Here is a 21341-nt window from a genome sequence, read left to right on the forward strand (position 1 = left end):
TCATTTAGTGGATTGTTGCGAGGCGGTGTGGAAAACTCGTAAATAGATAGTGTGAAATCACCAACTTGTACTTAAGTTATTTTACGTCGAAATAAAAGTATAGATGCGCTTCGTTTAGCGCATTTAGTATTGTTTTAACAATAACTTAAGGAAGAGCGATTATGCACCTTAAAAACGGCAACGCAGTGAAAAACGTGTTCACACTAAGCACACTCACCGCTTCTTGTCTTATGGCCTTCAATAGCTACGCAGCAGTTGACTGTGCCCCTCTAGAAACTTGGCAATCATCAAAAGTTTATAACGGTGGCGACCAAGTTCAGCATGAAGGTAATGCTTATAAAGCGCGTTACTGGACGCAAAACAACAATCCAGCGCAATCTGGTGAGTGGGGCGAGTGGGAAACACTTGGCGCTTGTGATGGCACTGGACCGGTTGATCCACCTCAGAATGAAGTCCCGACGGTTACTCTGACATCGCCTTCTGCGTCGGCTTCTGTGACTGCGGGTGATGTTGTTAACCTAGCTGCAGATGCGGCAGATACTGATGGGACTGTTAGCAAAGTAGAGTTCTTTGTTGATGGTGTATTAGTTGGTCAGGCAACGTCTGCGCCGTATGCTGCATCGTGGACAGCAACTGAAGGACAGCACGAGTTCTCTACCAAGGCCTATGACGATGCAGGTGCCGTTAGTACGGCAAGTGTTGTGACGTTAACTGTGGCATCAGCGCAACCTGGTAACGAAGCGCCGACAGTGGATGTCGCGCTTTCTGCGAGCTCTATTGACCTGGGTGGTTCCGTAACACTGACTGCAAATGCTACGGATGCGGATGGTACCGTTGCTAAAGTTGATTTTTATGTTGCAGGTGTGCTTGCTGGCACTGCTACAACAGCGCCATACACGCTGGATGTAACCCCTTCACAAGCTGGCTCATTAAGTGTTTATGCGAGAGCAACCGATGATGCTGGAGCAACAGCAGATTCTGCAATTGCGACGTTAACAGTAAACGGCGGCGCAGTGACATCTAATTGTCGTCCTGATGGTCTTTATCAAACAACGGGTGTAGATGTTCCTTACTGTTCTATTTATGACGAAGAAGGCCGTGAGAAAATGGGGGCTGATCACCCACGTCGTGTAATCGGCTACTTCACCAGTTGGCGATCAGATGACGACCCACAATCGACTTACCTTGTTAAAGACATTCCTTGGGAACAACTTACTCACATTAACTACGCGTTTGTGAGCATTGGTTCTGACGGCAAAGTAAACGTTGGCGACGTAAATGATCCTAACAACCCTGCTACAGGTAAAACTTGGCCAGGCGTTGAGGTAGATCCCGCTCTTGGTTTTAAAGGTCATTTTGGTGCACTAGCAACTTACAAGCAAAAACATGATGTTAAAACGCTAATCTCGATTGGTGGTTGGGCTGAAACGGGCGGTCACTTCGATACGAACGGCGATCGTGTAGCTGATGGTGGCTTCTACACCATGACGACGAATGCGGACGGTTCTATTAATCATGCTGGTATTGAGAAGTTCGCAACTTCAGCCGTTGAAATGATGCGTCAGTACAAGTTCGATGGTCTGGATATCGACTATGAATACCCGACTTCAATGGCTGGTGCTGGTAACCCTTACGACAAAGACTTCATGGAACCACGTCGTCAGTATTTATGGGCGTCTTACCAAGAGCTGATGAAAGTATTGCGTGAGAAACTTGATGCGGCATCCGCGCAAGATGGTATTCATTATATGCTGACTATCGCAGCACCATCTTCAGGTTACTTGCTACGTGGGATGGAAACCTTCGATGTAACTAAGTACCTAGACTACGTAAACATCATGTCTTACGACTTGCATGGGGCTTGGAATGATCACGTTGGTCATAACGCGGCTTTATTCGATACAGGTAAAGACTCTGAGCTAGCGCAGTGGAACGTATACGGCACTGCTGCATACGGTGGTATCGGTTACTTGAACACAGACTGGGCTTACCATTACTTCCGTGGTTCTATGCCAGCAGGTCGTATTAACATTGGTGTTCCTTACTACACCCGTGGTTGGCAAGGTGTTACTGGTGGTGAAAATGGCCTTTGGGGCCGAGCGGCACTACCAAACCAAGCAGAGTGCCAACCGGGCACAGGTGAAGGTGAGAAGAACAACTGTGGTCACGGCGCTATTGGTATCGACAACATGTGGCATGATACCGACCCTAAAGGAAACGAAATGGGCGCTGGTTCTAACCCAATGTGGCATGCTAAGAACCTAGAAAACGGTATATGGGGCTCTTACGCAGCTGCTTACGGTCTTGACCCAGTTAATGATCCTTCAGATAAGTTTGTTGGTACTTATACTCGTCATTACGATAGCGTTGCTGTAGCACCTTGGTTGTGGAACGCGGAGAAGAGCGTATTCCTATCTACGGAAGATAAAGCTTCTATCGAGGTGAAAGCCGATTACGTTATCGATAAAGAGATCGGCGGTATCATGTTCTGGGAACTAGCCGGTGACTACAACTGTTACGTACTGGATGCAAATGGTAATCGTACGGAAGTAGATGCAACTGAACAAGCTTGTGCGGCGGGTAATGGTGAATACCACATGGGTAACACTATGACCAAAGCTATCTACGACAAGTTTAAGTCTGCGACGCCTTACGGTAACAAAGTAGCGACTGGTCCAACACCAACTGAAGCAGTAGACATTACTGTTAGTGTTGGCGGCTTCAAAGTTGGCGACCAAAACTACCCAATTAACCCAAAAATCACGTTTACAAATAACACTGGTCAAGCGATCCCTGGCGGTACTGAATTCCAATTCGATATCCCAGTATCTGCGCCGGACAACGCGAAAGACCAATCAGGTGGTGGTTTGAAAGTGATTGCTTCTGGACATACTCGAGCAAACAACATTGGTGGCTTAGATGGCGTAATGCACCGTGTGTCGTTCTCTCTACCAGCATGGAAAGACTTGCCGGCGGGCGGCACTTACGAGCTTGATATGGTTTACTACCTACCAATCTCTGGTCCGGCTAACTACTCAGTGATTTCTGGTGGTAAAGAGTTTGCGTTTAAGTTTGAACAGCCAGATCTACCAATTGGTGATCTCAATGCGGGCACGGGTGGTGGTACCACTGAACCAGGTACGTGTGATACGACAGGTTTAGTGACATACCCAGCTCTGCCACAAACGGATTGGGCAGGTAATCCAAGCCACGCTAACCAAGGTGATAAGATCATCCACAACGGTGTGGTTTACCAAGCGAACTGGTGGACAGCGGCTGAACCGGGTACAGATGGTAGCTGGTCAACGGTATGTAACATCTAATTATTATGGATTATTTGTTATAGCCTAATGTTTACGGGCACTTAAACAAAAGCGCACGATGATTATCGTGCGCTTTTTTGTTGTGATAGTTTGTCGTTTAATCGAATTGGTAACTTTCGGGTATGACGACAATACCTTTGTCTGAGATTTTAAATCGCTTCGCATCTTCAAGTTTGTTGATGCCAATTTGAGTATGTGGCGGAATACGAACATGTTTATCAACTATGCAGTTGACCAACTGACTTCCTTCACCGACTTCTACGTCATCAAAAATGATGGAATCGACTACCGTTGCACTATCTTGAATGCGTACGTTAGAGGAGATTATGGAGTGCTGTACTGAGCCTCCGGAATTGATGACACCGGTAGCAATGATGGAGTTAATAAAAATGCCTTCATTACCCGTGGCCGACGATACAGTACGAGCTGGTGGAAACTGCGGCTCGTAAGTACGAATCGCCCAATTGGACTGATAAAGGTTCATTGGCGGCACAGGTTCTAGTAGATCCATATTCGCTTCATAGAAGGAGTCAATGGTACCCACGTCGCGCCAATAGCAATCTTTATCGACGCGCCCTTTACTGCCACAGAATTGATAAGCGTAAACGGATTCGGTATCAATCAGCTTAGGTATGATGTCTTTTCCGAAGTCATGGCTTGATGAATCGAGTTTTGAGTCTTCTTCAAGCGCTTCTTTCAAAACATCCATATCAAAGATATATATTCCCATAGAAACAAGGCTTCTGGTCGCGCTTCCAGGAAGAGTAGGTGGGGTTTCAGGTTTCTCTATAAACGAAGTAACGAGCCCGTTTTCTGCGGTGCCCATTACACCGAATGCTGAAGCATCCTCTACGGGAACATCCATACAGGCAACGGTGAGCTTAGCACCTTTCTCTTTATGCTCTTCAAGCATTGCGGCGTAGTCCATTCGATAGATATGATCGCCGGATAACACAACCACATACTTTGCATCATTTCGCGATAGCAACCACATGTTGTGATAAATCGCATCGGCGGTTCCTTCATACCATGCACCACCTTTGCGCATTTGTGGTGGAACAGCAGTAATGTACTCGCCTAGCTCTGGATTGAATATCGACCAGCCGTCTCGTAAGTGTTTTTGAAGTGAATGAGATTTATATTGGGTTAAAACAAGGATCTTGCGTAAACCCGAATGTAAACAATTGGTTAGTGTGAAATCTATAATTCTATATTTTCCGCCAAAAGGTACGGCTGGCTTGGTTCTGTCATCGGTGAGTGGGCTGAGTCTAGACCCCATCCCTCCTGCTAAAATTACGGCGAGTGCGTCTTCCATAGTATTCCCTTTCCCTTTTCTGACATGCATCAAAACGGTGCTAACCTGAAGGAGGTGGTATGCAACGCAGAGGTTTTGAAAAGCATGTGCTAATGTGCTTATTAGTGAAAAGTCTACTACAAGAATCGAGCCATAGAATATCTCCTTAAAAATCAAGGAGGTTAAAATTTCACTGTAAGACAACTGCACCATATTAGTGAAGCGCTAAATAGCCCGTGCATCAAATTGGCGCAAAATTGTAGAAAGGAGAAGTCAACAAGTATGGATTTACAATGTAAAGTGGCGACAAAACAAGAAGATAAATAGGGTTTTCTAGCTTAATAACTATGGCTAAACAAGGCTTAGGGTTAGCGTCTTAACTCTAAAGGTCTAAAACAGGCGCGTTGATGTAAGGCAGGAGAGCTTTGTATCAACAATTCAAGAGTAGAAGGCCTGAGACAACTCTTTTCACAGTTGTTGAGAGTGAGTGGATAGGTAAGTAGACCACTCACTTAATGAATATGCTCACTTCACTGATAGCGATACGTTATCACTGCACTAAGAGAGACCGATGATATTTCCTTCATCATCAAGATCTAAATTCATAAATGCGGGTTTATCAGGTAAGCCTGGCATCGTCATCACGGTACCAGATAATGCATAAACGAATCCTGCGCCCGCACACAAGCGCAGCTCGCGGATTGGGACGGTAAAACCAGTTGGTGCGCCTTTGACTGCGGAGTCCGTGGTTATAGATAGTGGTGTCTTCGCGATGCAAACCGCTAAGTTGTTAAAACCTAGATTTTCAAAATGTTTGAGCTGTTCAGTCGCGATAGGAGTCATTTCTATATTGGTTGCTCCATAGCCCGCTTCACATACTGCCATGAGCTTTTCGAGTAATGATTGCTCTTTGTTGTATAACGGACAAAACTCTACAGGCGTGGTACACGCATCAATAACATGTTGAGCTAGTTCCGTTGCGCCTTGTCCGCCTTGCGAAAAAGCGGTGCTGATGGCTACTTTAACTTCGGGATTAAATTGGTGAATCAGATCTTCAAGAGCTTTAAGTTCTTTCACACAATCTTGTGGAAACTGGTTAATGGCAACGACAGCAGGTAAACCGTATTTATGAACGTTATTTATGTGCCATTTTAAATTTTCAAACCCAGCCTCCAATGCTGCTTGGTCCGGATTAAAAATGGAATCTGAAACAGCCATACCTGGCCGTAAATCGTAGTGTCCGGAATTCGCTTTGAGGCCGCGTAATGTTGCTACGATCACTACACAGTCAGGAGCTTTGTTGGCGGCAGCAGCTTTAATGTTACACGCTTTCTCAAATCCCATATCCGAACCAAAACCGGCTTCAGTTACCGTGTAACCTGACAGTTTTAGCGCAATATCGTCCGCGATAATGGATGAATTTCCATGGGCGATGTTTGCAAATGGACCTGCATGGATCAACGTAGGAACACCTTCTAGAGTTTGCATCAGTGTTGGTGCAATCGCCTCTTTTAGTGTTACTGCCATTGCTCCTGCAACTTGTAGATCTTCCGTAGTGACGGGGTTTCCGTTCAAATCGTACGCTACGACAACTTTCCCAATACGTTGACGTAAATCTTTTAAATCTTTGGCTAGTGCAATGATAGCCATTAACTCAGAAGCGGCTGAAATATCGAACCCTTCGTCACGCTCGAAACCATTGATGGTTTTTCCTGCATCATTGAGGCCAATTTTGACTTTACGTAGTGCACGATCATTATGGTCCATCACTCGTTTCCAAGTAATACTGGCCGTGTCGATTTTAAGTGCTCTTAACCCGGTGCGTGATTCAAAGGCATCATAACCCTCGCGTTGTTCATGGAACAAGCGAGCGTCAAGAGCGGCTGAAGCAAGGTTGTGCGCCGCTGTCACTGCGTGAATGTCACCAGTAAGGTGTAAGTTTAACTCTTCCATTGGAGCTACTTGAGAATAACCGCCGCCCGCAGCGCCACCTTTAATACCGAAGACAGGTCCCATCGAAGGTTGCCTTATACATGCAATAACAGATTGATTAAGCTTTGCTAAACCTTGCGCCAGGCCTATCGTCGTAACGGTTTTTCCTTCGCCAAGAGGAGTCGGCGTGATCGCAGTGACGAGTACAAGTTTACCGTCATCATTTGCTTTGAGTCGTTCCAAACATTTTGGGTGGACTTTGGCTTTGTGCTTCCCGTGAGTGTCATACTCTTCGGGCGATAGTCCTACTTTTTCCGCGATAACATCAATAGAAGAAAGTGGTGTGTTTCGGCAAATTTCGATATCTGACTGCATGGAGAATCCCCAAAGTGGCACACAGGTAGCGTTGAAAAACTACCTGAGTTATAACGAGTATTATTGTGAGGCAAAGGTCTGCTTGGTGATGGTACTGTTTCGGTTAGGCTTGTAAAGAGTTTACTGCTTCGTATTGTGCGACATACTAACAAAATCTACTCGTTACAGTGCTAGGTAAAAACAAAAAGGCCACCAAATGGTGACCTTGATATATTTTCAGCTTTAAAGCTGTCGTTTTAACGATCCCAATAAGTCTCTTCTAAGCTATCTTCTCGTTCAGGAAGCGCTCGCGATAGGCGAGGAGAGTGCTGCGTCAACACTTCATAGCTTACTCGGTTTGCGTATTTACAGATCTGAGAAAGCGAGGAGTAGGTTAAGCATCGTACTTCGTGCTTTTCTGAGTTAGGCACTTCTTTTTGGTGGAAAGAGTTTGCTGCCATGTCATGCAGTAAGGCTGAAAGGGCTGCATCACCCGCACCGTTAGTGTTCTTAATCTCTAATGGTCCACCAAGGTAAGGGCCGATGTGAGAGTAGACCTTCATTGGGTTTTGACAGTCTTCTTTACGCATCGCACGACTAAACTCGTACTGGTTAAAGGCTTCGAGGGAGCTTTCAAGGATGTCGTGTGTGGTTTCTCGTTTTACTTTCTCGTCGGTGTAACCAGCCATGTACAGACCATTTGGTCCTGCCGTACACAGTACGAGATCAACCCATTCAAGTGCTTTATCAGCAGCAGCTAGCGGCTCTGTTTCACCTGTTAGCGCCGCACCTTCTTCTTCATTCATAGCGACAACAGAAATGTTTTCGCGAATGTATTCTTGCCACCACTGTGCGTTACCTTCGATAACGTACTTTGTCCCTAACGTAAGTACAACAGGGACATCGTGCTTCTTAGCAAAGTCGATCGCTCTTTGTACCGCTTTAGGCATTGGATCTTCTTCTTTACCACGCATTAGGTAAGAAGAAACAACCAGGGCTGATGCTTTCTCAAAGATCTCTTCAGGAATGCTTTCCGGAAGTAGTTGATTCATATGACCTTCGTTGATAGCAAATGTACGCTCACCGTCTTGAGAAATTAGGGTGTAGCAGCGACCAATAGGGCCATCTACCGTTTGTAAATGGTTAAGGTTCATGCGTGAAGACGTACGGCAAAGGTAGCGGTAAGCAAAAGAACCGACTTGAATGTTCTTAGACATCACACCGAGCAAAACGGATTTGCTATCGGCTAAAACTGAGTAGTTGTGAAGAGTATTGCCAATCGTGTCACCTGGGTATTGGTGTGTGATCAGGCCTTGCTCAACCAGTTCTTCGTAAAGTGCATCTGCTTTGCTTTCTTCAAGAACGAGCGAATGTCCTTTACTCAGGTTGTATTTCTCTAAAAACGCGTCATCTACACGTGCTTCGATATCTACAATGGTTTGACCGACACCAACAATAGTTGGGCGATATAGCTTAGGTGCCTGTCGGATTTGGTTTACTAATGGATCTCGAGCGTGAGTTGGGAAGTAGTGTTTAGATTTACGCTGACCAGGAAACTTCATGCTTGTTCTTGAGTGAGAAAAAAAAGAGGCGGGATTGTATCACAAAAAAATGAAAATCGTGGCGATTTATTACAAAGAAGTCTGCTCGCTGAAAAAATCAGCGAGCTGAGTAAATAGCAACCAAAGCAGCTGCAATTTATGACGCTTGTCGCATTGCAATGGGTTGTTTTTTAAACTTGTTGCTCAGCAGCGCCCGGAAAGAGCCTGCTCCGCGCTAACTAAATTTACCCGCGTTACTTTTTCACTTCAGTTGGCTCAACGTAAGCCTTGGTACCCCAAAGTGGGACTGTCGAAAGGCTATGCTTAAAACTACCATCGGTCTCTTTTGTTGTATAAGACAAGTAGAGTAAGGTTTGGTTATCGGCATCATAAATACGGCGAACCTTCATTGTTTTGAAGAAAATGCTTTTTGACTTCTTAAATACAATTTCACCGGACTTACTCTTATCTATTTTTGCAATCATTTCCGGTGTGATTTCGCCAGTCTGACGACATGATATTGAGCTATCACTTGGATCTGCTAAGCTGAAATCCGCTTCGATAGAGGCGATGTGACATGTGACACCTGTTACCACCTCGTCTTTCAACTCACCGACTTTGATGTCTTTCAAAGTAAACCAACCGAGCCCCACGTCAGCAACATCGTTATCTGAACAACCAACTAGAGTAGTAGCAAGCAATGCACTTAACAGCATCTTTTTCATTATTTTTGTCCTTAACTAGGAAAGATATTGATGAAATCTATCAGAGGTTTGCACCTAAAACAAAATTTAGCCACGGAAAGGTCTATGTGCGCTAGGTTTGTTGCGGGCTTCATGCTAATGTACTGCTCTAAACGAAGGTATCAAGATGAATGAACAACAGTTAGCCAGTATCGAGCGTAAAAATACATGGCTGTATGATCTGGTCGAAGTTGAATTTCCGACACCAGAGAGTTTGAAAGGGCGCGATGTCTATTTCAAAACGCTAGAAAAAGCAACGTATCAAGTAGTCGACAAAGACACACTACTGGAAAGTGACTCTGAATTTAACCCCGACGACATTTTTCTGGTCGATTTTCATCGACTGACCATTATGTTCTCTATCTTGCAATCTCAGCGCTGGGAACAGCAGTATGATAAAGATATGATCATTGAATATCTGACACAGATTATCCTCACGCCAGATTTTGAATTATATGTTGGTTTTAAATCAGGAGTCCCAATTGGTGCTGCTATTGTTAGCCATCTCGAAGGAAATACACTCATCTCTGATGTTGCTGTTTCTGAATCAAAATACAAAAGCTCGTTTGTGGCTGATCTGGCTAAAAGACTAAGCACCGAGCAAAAACTGTTAGACTCAGTGGTTATCGAAAACTAACTTACACATCAATGTGCATAAAAAGTAAAGCAAGATGACGTTGGGTGATCTTGCTTAGAAAAACTGTAATTGCTCCCTTCTATTTCCATGAAATGCCAAGCTCGTCGTTTCAACAATCCCAAACTCAAATAAGATTAATCCAAACATTCTTAAAATCAGCTTGGGCTTGAGCCTTTAAGACGTCTGGAGATGGCTATGGCAATTACCAATATTAAGTGCGTGATATTTGACTGTGATGGTACGTTGGTCGACAGTGAAAGGCTGTGTTGCCAAGCGCTCGTCAATGTATTTAACCAGCATGGAGCTGAGTTAACGATGGAAGAGTGCGTTTCTCACTTTAAAGGAGGAAAGCTCGCTGACATCCTTTTAGATACTAAAGAATTGAAAGATATCAAAGTCCCAATTGATGTTTTAGAGCCGCAATACCGAGAAGAAGTCCAGTCCCTTTTTGTGCGTCACTTACAGCCGATGGATGGAGCAAAACGATTAATTCAGTTTTTAGATTCGCATAGTATCGAATATTGTGTGGCGTCTAATGGACCTAAAGATAAAATTGAATACGCTTTGGAGTTAACCGGTTTACTCGATGCTTTCCGAGGGAAAGTGTTCTCGGCATTCGATGCGAATAGTTGGAAGCCTGAGCCCGATTTAATCATGTACAGTGCTATGAGTATGGGCTTTTTACCAAGTGACTGTCTTTATATTGATGACACTCCTAAAGGAGTTGAGGCGGGATTAAACGCCGGTATCAAAACGGTACAGTTATTTAATGGTGAAGCTATCAATCGTGTTGATGACGAGCGTGTAATTCGCATCCATCATTTAGATGAATTAAAAGAGCAGCTGTGTGGCTGCTCTGTTTGACCTACTAATGGCAAACCGGACTCAAGCTGTGGATGTGCTTAAGTTTAGACTGTAGGTAAGGCGTTTGATGTAGACATTGGATAGATGAGAAGTTTTTTGTATGAAATCCGCAAGCAGCGCATGTGAATTTCTCGCCATCCGATGAAATGAGATATTCATCTCCTTGGCAGAGTGGGCAATTCAGGTTCTCTATGTCTTTTGTGTCTTTGTAATTATTCATATTGTTTTCCAGCAGCAAATTGGAATTGGCAAGATCAAGCATAGCGGAACGCTTTGTTTAAGAACATTATTTCATCCGGTACAGCGAGAACTTGAGATTCACTTCAAATATCCACTTGGATGTCGTAGGAAATATCGAAGGTAATAGTTGAACACGGTTTAAAGAAAAGGGCTCCTTAAGGAGCCCTTGTTGATCATGAGTTCCACAACGTTATGCGGTGCGGTAGCGTTGTAATATCTCACCAAGAGAAACGGAGGCTTGCGTGAGATTAGCGACGCCAGCGGTAGATTGCTCCGCCACTTCTCTGATTGTGCTTGATTGACTACGAATTTCTGAAAGTTCCGATGCAATATCGTTAGCCACTGCGCTTTGTTCTTCAGCAGATGTGGAAATCTGAATGCTCATGTCCATTAATGAGCGTGCTGACTCGGCAATAGAGGTAACATCATGGCCGATTTCATCAATAAGCTGGCTGCTGGTTTGAGCTTGCTGAACGGTTCGGTTGGTGATTGAAGCAATGTTCTGACTCTCTATTTGAAGCTTCTCAATCATGGCTTGGATCTCTACTGTTGCCTGTTGAGTTCTGCTTGCTAATGTACGTACTTCATCGGCAACCACTGCAAATCCACGACCTTGTTCACCAGCACGGGCTGCTTCGATTGCTGCGTTTAGTGCCAACAGATTAGTTTGTTCTGAAATGGCGTTAATCGTTGTGATCACGTCATTAATCTGCGTCGTATTCTCGTTTAAATTGGTTACTGACGTAGAGGCTTGTTCAATATAGCTAGATAACGTCTCTATCTCGCCAATCACGTTTTGTACACGGCTTCTGCTTAGTTCGATCTTCTGGGCATCTTGGTCTGACTGCGTCGTTGCTTGTTGAGAAATACTTGATACCTCCTTTGCAGAGGCTGTCATTTCTTCCATTGCCGTCGCGACTGAATCAAGCGTTTGATATTGATGAGATATCTGGGTTTCACTCAACTGCATATCTTTTTCGAATGCAGAAGATGTCTCGCTCAACATCGTTGCATTATTTTTAACACTATTAACCAGTTCACTTAAGGTATCCATAGACTTGTCTAGCGCACAGCCGATGGTACCGAATTCATCTCGACCTGGATGGAAACCAAGACGAGAGGTTAAGTCACCGTCACCAATTTTTTCGGTTGTTGTATATAAAACCCAAAGAGCTCCTCCGATAAACGTTGCCACCCAGTAAGAGAATAGGGCAAAAGGAATAACCCATAAGAAGCTGAGTAATAGTGACGATAGAGCTGATGATTTTAACGATTCGTATTGTGTGGACACATTTTGAGTCAGCTTAATCACTTCTCCAGAATGCAACTTGGCATAAGCGGTCACAGACCCATCGACAAAAGAACTCTCGCTTACGCGGTTCGATTTCGATACGCCGTCAATTTCTGTAGCGCGGTTTGATTGAGCATCAACGATACCAGAAAGCTTCGCTTCGCTCGCCGAGATGGCTTGCTGCTCAAATTGTTGTATTTCATTGAAGTAGCGGCTTCCAGCCACTGAAGTGAGGGCTACTAAAAATAGTAGGAATATAACCCACATTTTGTCGTTGATAGACATCTTGATAAACAGCCTGTCTATCGTTCTAAACTCAACTTCTCTCATTTAAAGCTCCATTAGAGATAAAAGATATTGACCAAATCTATTGCTATATCGAAACAAAATATGCGAAGTTAATCAGCAAAATATGTAACGAATACTAAATTTAGTTTAAGAAATGAGATCTAAGGACGCCTATAACAGTATGTTATATCTTTAAATTGACATGAATGTTGATAAAAGAGTCATTTCTCTAAAGTGTTAAGCGGATATGAAATCTAATTGCAATCGTTTACTTTTGATTATGCTCATAGGTTTTTAAATCTTTACTTCTCGCTGTCATGAATGTGTCATATAAAGACTATAAAAAGGAGTTGCTGATGTGGATATGGCAAGAGCCAGGCCGTCAGCAAGTAAAAGCAAGAGAGCTTAAAATAAAGGAGGTCACAATGAGCGACCAATACCAAAACGATGAGAGCCTAGAGCTGCTAGATGCGCTTGAAATTGGCATTATCTTGTCGGAATACGTTGGCTCAGACAACGAAGCCGAATAGCGGAACACTCTCATCTCGTCGTAATTGACGTTATACTAGGTTCATGTCACACCAAGCCCTAGAGGCCAAAACTGGCGTCGAATGAACTTTCTAGCCCACCTGCATATCGCAGAACACAGTAACAGCCATTTATTGGGAAACTTGCTTGGAGACTTCGTAAAAGGAGATCCAAGCAAGCTGTATGATCGCGATATCTCAAATGGCATCAGATTACATAGATTTGTTGACCGTATTACTGACCATCATCCAATCGTCAACGAATGTAAGCCTCATTTCACTGGTGTTGCGAGACGTTTTGCACCTATCGCTTTAGATATGTTTTGGGATCATTGCCTCGCAAAACACTGGAACGACTTTCATTCCGTGTCTCTCGAACACTTTGTAAAAACGGCATACGAGCGAGTAAACCGAGAGGTTCATGAACATTTGCCGCCACGTTTTTTGGTGCTCCACAGCAGAATGTGGCATGGCCGATGGCTTCAATCCTATCAAGATCTAGACAATATAGAATTTGCACTACATCGGATGTCGCAAAGAAGTCCTAGAATGGCAGACTTAACCACAACATTTAAAGTGATTGAAAGTGATTACACTGAATTAGAAGAGAAGTTCTCGTCACTTTATCGAGATGTTTTGCGCCAGTCGTATGATTTTCAGCAACAGCTTAATGACTCAACTCAATGAGATAGAAAAGTAGTATGGCTTTAGGGGCTCTGGTAAACTCTGCGCTCCAAAAATAATGAGGTTACACATGTCTGTTAATTTTGCTGATTTAGGCATCGAACAAAAGCTAATCGAGACGCTAGGCAATCTAAATATCGTGACGCCAACACCAGTGCAAGAAAAGTCAATTCCACACGTCCTTGCAGGAAAAAACTTACTTGCTGCTGCACAAACTGGTACGGGAAAAACGGCTGCGTTTGGTTTACCTATCATACAAACCGTTCAGCAAAAGAAACTTAACGGCACACCTCAAGCATTGATTTTGGTTCCAACACGCGAGCTTGCACAGCAGGTATTTGATAATTTGAATCAGTACTCGGCAGAAACAGAACTTCGCATCGTGTGTGTTTATGGTGGTACAAGCATTGGCGTACAAAAGAGAAAGTTAGAAGAGGGCGCTGATATTTTGATTGCCACGCCAGGCCGCCTTTTGGATCACCTGTTTAATGGTAACGTAAACATCTCTAAAACCGGTATGCTCGTGTTAGACGAAGCCGACCGTATGTTAGATATGGGATTTTGGCCTGACTTGCAGCGCATCTTCCGACGTTTGCCTGCTGAGAAACAGATCCTATTGTTCTCTGCGACATTTGAGAAGCGAATCAAAACTATAGCGTATAAACTCATGGAATCGCCAGTTGAAGTCGAAGTTTCACCAGCAAATACGACTGCTGAAACGGTAACACAAATGGTTTATCCAGTGGATAAAAAACGGAAACGTGAATTGCTAGCGTACTTAATTGGCTCGCGGAATTGGCAGCAAGTGCTTGTATTTACAAAAACGAAGCAAGGCAGTGATGAGTTAGCGAAAGAGCTCAAGTTAGATGGCATCAAAGCGGTTTCTATCAACGGCGATAAATCACAAGGTGCCCGCCAAAGAGCTTTGGATGAATTTAAACAAGGTAAGGTACGTGCTTTGATTGCAACCGATGTGGCAGCACGAGGGTTAGACATTCAAGAGCTAGAACAAGTCGTGAACTTTGATATGCCATTCAAAGCAGAAGATTATGTCCATCGAATTGGCCGCACTGGAAGAGCAGGAAAGTCAGGTTTGGCGGTTTCTCTGATGAGTAGAGATGAGGAGTACTTGTTGCAAGCTATCGAGAATCTGCTTGATCAACGCTTACCCCAAGAATGGCTGGCAGGTTTCGAACCAAGTCTTGTAGAAGAAGTTGAGCCTGAACAAAATGGGGGTGGGCGTCGTCGTAGTCGTTCATCTGAGAAGCGTAAGCTAAAAGCAAAATTGGCGATTCATAAGAATCGTGGTAAATCACGTAGCTCTCGCTAAACCGCGCAAACTTTTGTTCTTACATAGTCAGGCTGTTTTTGCCTCTTCATAGGCGTCTAACGTTTGGGGGATAGCAAGTAGGTACCCTTGATACATATCGAAACCGAGCTTTTTCATTAAGCGAAGTTGATGCTCGGTTTCAATTCCTTCGATAACGGTTTTAGAGCATAACGCTTTTGCGAGTGATAATGCATCGTTAAGCGCTTTAAAATCACCGTTTTCATACCTTAGCAATAAAGAGCGATCCATCTTGATTATATCTGGGCAAACGCTTCTCACTCGCTCAGTTGTCGATGCATTGACGCCATAATCGTCAATCGCTAATTTAAATCCTTCAAGACTTAACTCCCGAGCAGCTTGAGACAAAGAGAGTTCATCCTCCACCTTCAATTCAAGTAACTCCATGACGATTTGTTCATTCATCAAATGCGATTCATAAATGGTTTGTTTTAGCAGTCGGTTATACGTGATGTCTTTGACTAGTATCTCTGCCGCTACCGGTAATACATTGAGAAACAATTGTTTTGTGTGAAAGCGAGACTGAGAGAAATTTTTGATATGGATTAGGCGACTTAAGCGTTCAACATTGAGCAAATCTTGAGTGGGAGTCGCTTTGGATTGGAAAAACTGATCTGGCCTAACCATGTTGCCATTGGCATTGCTAATTCTTACCAGTGCTTCAAGGCCAACGATGGAAATATCGTTCTTATATATGGGTTGAAAGACACTGCGGAGAGTGAAGTTCGCGTATTTCGCAATATACTGCCCGTCGGCTTGTTTCCGGATGCAACTAAGTAGTTGCGAGATGCTCATCATTGTTACCACAACCTAAATCAATGTCTCAACATCAGCGTTATCGCGCTAATTTTTCTATTTCATTGGCAATGAATCTAAGTGTGCTCATTAACTCAAGCAAGAACGATGGTAATGGATGGGTAGGTTTGTCGAGTGACATCAAACAAATTGATGAAATAATTGATAATCTCAGCACTTCAATTTGATGCTACCATTGCAGTACGGCATACAACTGCAAATATTTTCTGACTAACTGCTGTTTGTTCGAACGCCGTAAAGGATGCCCAAACTTAATGTAACAAGGGCTAATACCGAATCGAGTGTCCAACGATTGCGTGAGTTGCGACTCGCTGGTGTACAGTGTGATTCCTTGTTCTGTGTATTCGTTGATCTGATCGGGTAGTTCCCCCATCCACCAATGAAGCAATTCTCGGCTCGTTTTGCTGCGACTTATCCAATGATCACAAACCAAAAAGAGTAGGTCATTAGGCTGTAAGGCATAGCCATATTCACTCTGCCATTCCGTAATTGATGAGAGTAAGTTTTCCCGGCAAGATTTTCCGGCACTGACCATATGGTGACTCAGAACCCAGACAGTGCCGATGTCGGATGAAATTCGATAGTGATGGGGAAGGTCTGGAGAATCCAACACTTCGATTGGCTTTATCACGCAGTTGTATCCAAAGTGACGAAAAGTATGTTCCATCCTTCTTGAAAACGCGAGACCAAGATGATGCTCACTCATGCCTTGGTTATGCACCGCAGGGTAATGCTTTTCACACAGCTTAAGACAGTCGTCTTGAAAATCATTAACACTTTGAATAACTAGGTCGAGTAGCAAAGAATATCCCTTAATAATTACAAAACGAACTGCAAAAGGTTAGCATAGTCTTTTGAGAATAGACTAATTTACTTCGGCAACTTCTTGATCTAAACACCAAATTTCTCACAAATGACCGTGTCTAATCTTTAATAGAGCAACACGAAAGAAGCAGAAGTTGAACAAAAATTTGAAAGGGAAAAAATGATAAAGCTAGAACGCGCACAAAAAGAGGCGTTGGCCACCGCCATTCAAGATTACATGCAAGACGAGCTAGATGTTGAAATTGGACAGTTCGATAGTGAGTTTCTAATTGATTTTATTACAGAAAAACTAGGACCAATTTATTATAACAAGGGTGTTGAAGATGCTAAGTTACTGGTTGAACGCAGAATGTTAGAAGTTTCCGAAGAGCTGTATGAGATAGAACAAGAAGTTAAGCTGTAAGTTTCAGTTTTACAAACGATTTAAAGTTCCTTCAAAAAATTCGAACAACTTGATAGATACGGTACCATTGGCTAGATGTAAATGATGGTAAATAATCTGTTTCATATGACGTAAATAGGTTAATGTAGTGTTTCTTGCTCAGCATTAACTTAGGAATATATCTAGGAACTTGAGATGGATACACTGGTAAAGAATTACAACCTTACTGCACGCGTGATGCATTGGTTATCAGCGCTGTGCATTATTGGTCTATTTGCAGTGGGTTTGTGGATGGTCGACCTTAGCTATTACAGCGAATGGTATCGAACTGCGCCGCATTACCATCGCTCTGTCGGTATTTTACTCGCTATTTTAACTTTGGCACGCATCGTATGGAAACATGTGACGGCGTCACCAAAGGTAGAAGGCAAACGTTACGAAGTGCTTGCTGCTAAAGCAGCGCATGGTGTCATGTACCTACTATTGATCACCATCTTTGTTTCAGGTTACCTCATTTCAACGTCTGATGGACGCGGCATCGAAGTGTTTAATTGGTTCACCGTGCCAGGAGCGGGAGAGTTATTCCCAGGCCAATCAGATATTGCAGGTGAGATTCACTTCTATGCAGCTTGGGCAGTCATCCTGATTGCAGGCTTACATGCTATTGCTGCACTAAAACACCACTTTATCGATAAAGACAACACATTAAGAAAAATGTTAGGAGCTTCAAAATGAAAAAGTCACTTTTCGCTACAGGATTAGCTATCGCTATGGCACTGCCATTTGGTGCGCAAGCTGCAGATTATGTCATCGATACCAAAGGTGCTCACGCTTCAATCAACTTTAAAGTTAGCCACTTGGGTTACAGTTTCATCAAAGGTCGTTTCAATACATTTTCTGGTGACTTTTCTTTTGATGAAAACAACATTGCTGACTCAAAAGTAAATGTTGTTGTTGATACAACCAGCCTAGATTCAAACCATGCTGAACGTGACAAACACATTCGTAGTGGTGACTTCATCGATGCTGGTAAATACAGTGAAGCAACCTTTACGAGCACAAAAGTGGTTGATAAAGGCAATGGCAAACTAGATGTAACTGGTGATCTAACGCTACACGGTGTTACTAAGCCTATTACTATTGAGGCTGAATTCGTTGGTGCTGGCAGTGACCCATGGGGCGGCGAGCGCGCTGGCTTTGTTGGCAACACTCGCCTAGAGCTTGCTGACTTTGACATCCCAGTAATGGGTGCTTCAAGCTACGTCGATATGGAACTTCATATCGAAGGTATTAAGAAGTAATTAGTTCCTTTTAGATACACTAAAAGCGCTCTTCACTTGAAGAGCGCTTTTTTATTATCTTAATCACATCACTAACATCGATAAACCCGTCAGTGATAGCGATTGAAAGCCAATAAACGTTGTAAATGTTTAGCGAATTACGCTGTTTCTAACTCGCTTTTTTCCACTAGGTTTAAACGCTCACCAAAAATCGGGCGTAGTGCTTTTAATACTTCAGTACGAGTAACCACCCCGACCATCTGCCCATTTTCAAGCACAGGAAGCACTTGTGGCTTACTTACTTTGATACTTTTAGCGCGTTCTTCGAGAGACAAAGACGTCAAGCGAGTAGCAATACCCATACTGCTCGCTGGGTACAACTGCTCTTTATCGATACATAGGAATTCCACAACATCAACGAGGCGATCACCAGCGTCAATTGCGACCACATCTCGGCTCATGATGTCGACGACTTTTTGGTCTTTCACCGGAATGTAGTCCTCACACCATAGTTCTACCATCACATCGTGAGCAGAGAAGAAGCCAACTAATCGATTTTGTACGTCTACAACAGGTGCGCTAGTTACGTTGTTATCAAGTAACACATCCAGCGCGGCTGCAATTGGCGTTTCTGCACGAATGGTGATTGGTTTTGGGTTCATAATGTCTTTAACAAAAGAGGCATTTTTCATGGTGAAATCCTTAACTGACGACAGTGTTGTAGTTGTAGTGATAGAAGAAATATTCGCTGCTTTTAGTTCTGGTCGGCGAAAAATACACCAGTTTGAAAGGCCAACTAATACCGCTCCGCCGACGATGTTGCCAAGCGTGACAGGAATTAAGTTAGCGGTAATAAAGTGGCTAATGTTTAGGTCTGTGTATTGTGACGCGGGCACACCGACAGATGCCCAAAAAGATTCAGGTGCAAAATTCGCGATAACAATACCAAGTGGAACCATAAACATGTTCGCAACACAGTGCTCAAAACCGCTGCTGACAAACATTGCCACAGGCAAAATTGTCATTGCTGCTTTTGTCATTGCATTTGCAGAACTAAATGTCAGCCAAATCGCTAGGCAGACCAACAGGTTACAGAGAATACCGAGTGCAAACGCTTGAATGAGAGTGTGGTGAAGTTTGTGTTGTGCGATGTTAAGCGCATTTAATCCCCATTGACCGCCATCCATCTGATAAAGACCAGCAGCAGTAACCAGCGCAAGTAGGAACATCGCACCAATAAAGTTACCAACGTAAACTTTGCCCCAGATCGAAAGCATCTTACCGAACGAGATTTGTTTATTGGCCCAAGAAATACTGGATAGGACGGAGCTGGTAAATAATTCACCACCGCAGATCACGATGAGGATCAATCCCATGCTAAATGAGAGTCCACCAGCTAGGCGGCTCAAGCCCCAACCAGCGCCCGTACTGCCGGTGGTCACCGTGATGTAAAACAAGAATGCTAACCCGATGAACGCGCCGGCCATAATCGCGAGGCTTAATGTCATACTGCTGGTTTTGTTTGCCTTACTTAACGCAAATTTTTCCGCTTCAACCATCATCTCTTTTGGAGAAAAATACTGGTGATTTTGAGAACTGGTCACCGCCATATTGACTCCTTAATTTGTAATCGCATAAAAAATCCTTGGTTATTAACTCAAAAATGAAATTGTTGTTTTTATTAAGAGCCTCAACGACTTCGGTTTCAAAACCATTGAGGCTTGCGGTGTTCCCGAACCGCGTAATCAGAATAGGGAGAACGGTTAGTAAGGTAAAATTGATAATATTTAGAAACCTCATCAAATTAATTGATAACTTTACGGGGCCAGGTAAAATGAACTCTATTGCTTATTGGGGCATGCTTTAACAATTGTGGGGATTGGGAAATACCCACTAATAATGGAGGACACTTTGCGCTACTCACTTAAGCAATTAGCGGTTTTCGACGCAGTTGCAGATACCGGCAGTGTAAGCCAAGCCGCAGAAAAATTGGCTTTGACACAATCAGCGACGAGTATGTCGCTTGCGCAATTAGAGAAGATGCTTGGCAGGCCGTTGTTTGAGAGGCAAGGCAAGCAAATGGCGTTAACCCATTGGGGGATGTGGTTACGACCAAAAGCAAAACGCTTGCTACAAGACGCATTGCAGATTGAAATGGGCTTCTATGAGCAACATTTATTGAGTGGTGAGATTCGTATGGGAGCGAGTCAAACACCAGCAGAGCACTTAGTTCCCGACCTTATTAGTATCATTGATAATGACTTTCCAGAAATGCGTATTTCCCTCGGTGTACAAAGTACAAAAGGGGTGATTGATGGGGTATTAGATTACAAGTATGACTTAGGGATTATTGAAGGGCGCTGTGATGATAACCGTTTACACCAAGAAGTATGGTGTCGTGATCATCTTACTGTTGTCGCAGCTTCTCATCATCCTTTTGCTCGTAATCAGTCTGTTAGCCTTGCGCAGTTAGAGCAAGCGAAGTGGGTACTAAGAGAGCATGGCTCTGGCACACGAAAAACATTTGATAGTTCCATTCACCACCTTATTGAAGATTTGGATGTGTGGCGCGAATATGAACATGTTCCGGTATTACGTAGTTTAGTTGCTAATGGTCAGTACCTTACTTGCTTACCGTATTTAGATGTGGAGCGATATATAGAAGCAGGTCATCTTGTGGCATTAAATGTACCTGAGTTAAAAATGGAAAGGACGCTTTCATTTATATGGCGTTCAGATATGGCAGAAAACCCATTAGTCGACTGCATTAAAAGAGAGGGACTGCGAATGATGAAAGGGAAGCCTTCAGTTCTTTAAAGGTTGATTAAACATGCCTACGAGATGAGTTGGGTTTATTCCCTAAATCTGTTGATTTATCGGTTGCGTCAAACTTTTAATGTAAATTGTGAAAATAATAATATCTTATTGTGATCAATATCACCGATAAGCTGAGCTGATGTATCTAACATGTG

Annotated in this window: 18 protein-coding genes; 10 read left to right on the top strand and 8 right to left on the bottom strand. The window is 43.5% G+C overall.

All coding sequences use genetic code 11. The annotated features are described in order from the left end of the window. Positions 1 to 161 precede the first annotated feature (161 nt). A complete protein-coding gene (locus KJB35_RS19455) occupies positions 162 to 3323 on the top strand; it encodes a chitinase C-terminal domain-containing protein (protein WP_047103561.1) in 3162 nt (1053 codons plus the stop codon). A 97-nt stretch (positions 3324 to 3420) separates the two neighbouring features. On the opposite strand, the gene glgC is transcribed toward KJB35_RS19455, so the two are convergent. From glgC to KJB35_RS19475, 4 genes are all read right to left on the bottom strand, one after another. Further along, positions 3421 to 4638 carry a glucose-1-phosphate adenylyltransferase gene (glgC, locus tag KJB35_RS19460; protein ID WP_033906540.1) on the bottom strand — a complete coding sequence of 406 codons (1218 nt, stop codon included), beginning with the start codon at positions 4636 to 4638 and terminating at the stop codon, positions 3421 to 3423. Positions 4639 to 5175: 537 nt separating this feature from the next. Beyond that, positions 5176 to 6924, bottom strand: a complete 1749-nt coding sequence (locus KJB35_RS19465; protein WP_054575166.1) for a formate--tetrahydrofolate ligase — start codon at positions 6922 to 6924, stop codon at positions 5176 to 5178. Positions 6925 to 7160: 236 nt separating this feature from the next. Further along, complete coding sequence (locus tag KJB35_RS19470) at positions 7161 to 8465, bottom strand: inosine/guanosine kinase (RefSeq protein WP_005376376.1); 1305 nt, start codon at positions 8463 to 8465, stop codon at positions 7161 to 7163. A gap of 233 nt (positions 8466 to 8698) precedes the next feature. Then, positions 8699 to 9169: a CreA family protein gene (locus KJB35_RS19475; RefSeq protein ID WP_005397614.1), complete on the bottom strand. Its 471-nt coding sequence runs from the start codon at positions 9167 to 9169 to the stop codon at positions 8699 to 8701. Positions 9170 to 9314: 145 nt separating this feature from the next. Here KJB35_RS19475 and KJB35_RS19480 point away from each other — a divergent pair, with 145 nt between their 5' ends. Then, positions 9315 to 9824: a hypothetical protein gene (locus KJB35_RS19480; RefSeq protein ID WP_005376378.1), complete on the top strand. Its 510-nt coding sequence runs from the start codon at positions 9315 to 9317 to the stop codon at positions 9822 to 9824. Positions 9825 to 10019: 195 nt separating this feature from the next. Continuing rightward, positions 10020 to 10688, top strand: a complete 669-nt coding sequence (locus tag KJB35_RS19485) for an HAD-IA family hydrolase (RefSeq protein WP_054575167.1) — start codon at positions 10020 to 10022, stop codon at positions 10686 to 10688. 430 nt (positions 10689 to 11118) lie between these two features. Here the strand turns inward: KJB35_RS19485 and KJB35_RS19490 are convergent, their stop codons facing one another. Continuing rightward, positions 11119 to 12549, bottom strand: a complete 1431-nt coding sequence (locus KJB35_RS19490; RefSeq protein WP_005376380.1) for a methyl-accepting chemotaxis protein — start codon at positions 12547 to 12549, stop codon at positions 11119 to 11121. Between the two features lie 314 nt (positions 12550 to 12863). Here KJB35_RS19490 and KJB35_RS19495 point away from each other — a divergent pair, with 314 nt between their 5' ends. The 3 genes from KJB35_RS19495 (at position 12864) to KJB35_RS19505 (ending at position 15048) form a co-directional block, all read left to right on the top strand. Beyond that, positions 12864 to 13037, top strand: coding sequence for a hypothetical protein (locus KJB35_RS19495; RefSeq protein ID WP_017820948.1), 174 nt, complete (start codon positions 12864 to 12866; stop codon positions 13035 to 13037). Between the two features lie 81 nt (positions 13038 to 13118). Further along, complete coding sequence (locus tag KJB35_RS19500) at positions 13119 to 13721, top strand: ACP phosphodiesterase (RefSeq protein WP_053303599.1); 603 nt, start codon at positions 13119 to 13121, stop codon at positions 13719 to 13721. 67 nt (positions 13722 to 13788) lie between these two features. Beyond that, complete coding sequence (locus tag KJB35_RS19505) at positions 13789 to 15048, top strand: DEAD/DEAH box helicase (protein WP_005376383.1); 1260 nt, start codon at positions 13789 to 13791, stop codon at positions 15046 to 15048. A 27-nt stretch (positions 15049 to 15075) separates the two neighbouring features. On the opposite strand, the gene KJB35_RS19510 is transcribed toward KJB35_RS19505, so the two are convergent. Next, on the bottom strand, positions 15076 to 15864 hold the full coding sequence (locus tag KJB35_RS19510) for an EAL domain-containing protein (RefSeq protein ID WP_017634180.1): 789 nt from the start codon (positions 15862 to 15864) through the stop codon (positions 15076 to 15078). Positions 15865 to 16051: 187 nt separating this feature from the next. Next, on the bottom strand, positions 16052 to 16684 hold the full coding sequence (locus KJB35_RS19515; protein ID WP_005376385.1) for a hypothetical protein: 633 nt from the start codon (positions 16682 to 16684) through the stop codon (positions 16052 to 16054). A gap of 183 nt (positions 16685 to 16867) precedes the next feature. Here KJB35_RS19515 and KJB35_RS19520 point away from each other — a divergent pair, with 183 nt between their 5' ends. The 3 genes from KJB35_RS19520 (at position 16868) to KJB35_RS19530 (ending at position 18390) form a co-directional block, all read left to right on the top strand. Continuing rightward, positions 16868 to 17110 carry a DUF2164 domain-containing protein gene (locus tag KJB35_RS19520; protein ID WP_005390155.1) on the top strand — a complete coding sequence of 81 codons (243 nt, stop codon included), beginning with the start codon at positions 16868 to 16870 and terminating at the stop codon, positions 17108 to 17110. A 174-nt stretch (positions 17111 to 17284) separates the two neighbouring features. Then, positions 17285 to 17824, top strand: a complete 540-nt coding sequence (locus tag KJB35_RS19525; protein ID WP_025767789.1) for a cytochrome b — start codon at positions 17285 to 17287, stop codon at positions 17822 to 17824. Further along, complete coding sequence (locus KJB35_RS19530) at positions 17821 to 18390, top strand: YceI family protein (RefSeq protein WP_017634178.1); 570 nt, start codon at positions 17821 to 17823, stop codon at positions 18388 to 18390. The genes KJB35_RS19525 and KJB35_RS19530 overlap by 4 nt, the downstream gene beginning before the upstream one ends. Before the next feature lie 137 nt (positions 18391 to 18527). On the opposite strand, the gene focA is transcribed toward KJB35_RS19530, so the two are convergent. Then, positions 18528 to 19979, bottom strand: a complete 1452-nt coding sequence (focA, locus tag KJB35_RS19535; protein WP_158159351.1) for a formate transporter FocA — start codon at positions 19977 to 19979, stop codon at positions 18528 to 18530. Between the two features lie 301 nt (positions 19980 to 20280). Here focA and KJB35_RS19540 point away from each other — a divergent pair, with 301 nt between their 5' ends. Next, on the top strand, positions 20281 to 21186 hold the full coding sequence (locus KJB35_RS19540) for a LysR substrate-binding domain-containing protein (protein WP_005376369.1): 906 nt from the start codon (positions 20281 to 20283) through the stop codon (positions 21184 to 21186). Positions 21187 to 21341 lie beyond the last annotated feature (155 nt).

It is taken from the genome of Vibrio sp. D431a, from assembly GCF_030248655.1.
In the GTDB taxonomy this organism is placed as follows: domain Bacteria; phylum Pseudomonadota; class Gammaproteobacteria; order Enterobacterales; family Vibrionaceae; genus Vibrio; species Vibrio alginolyticus.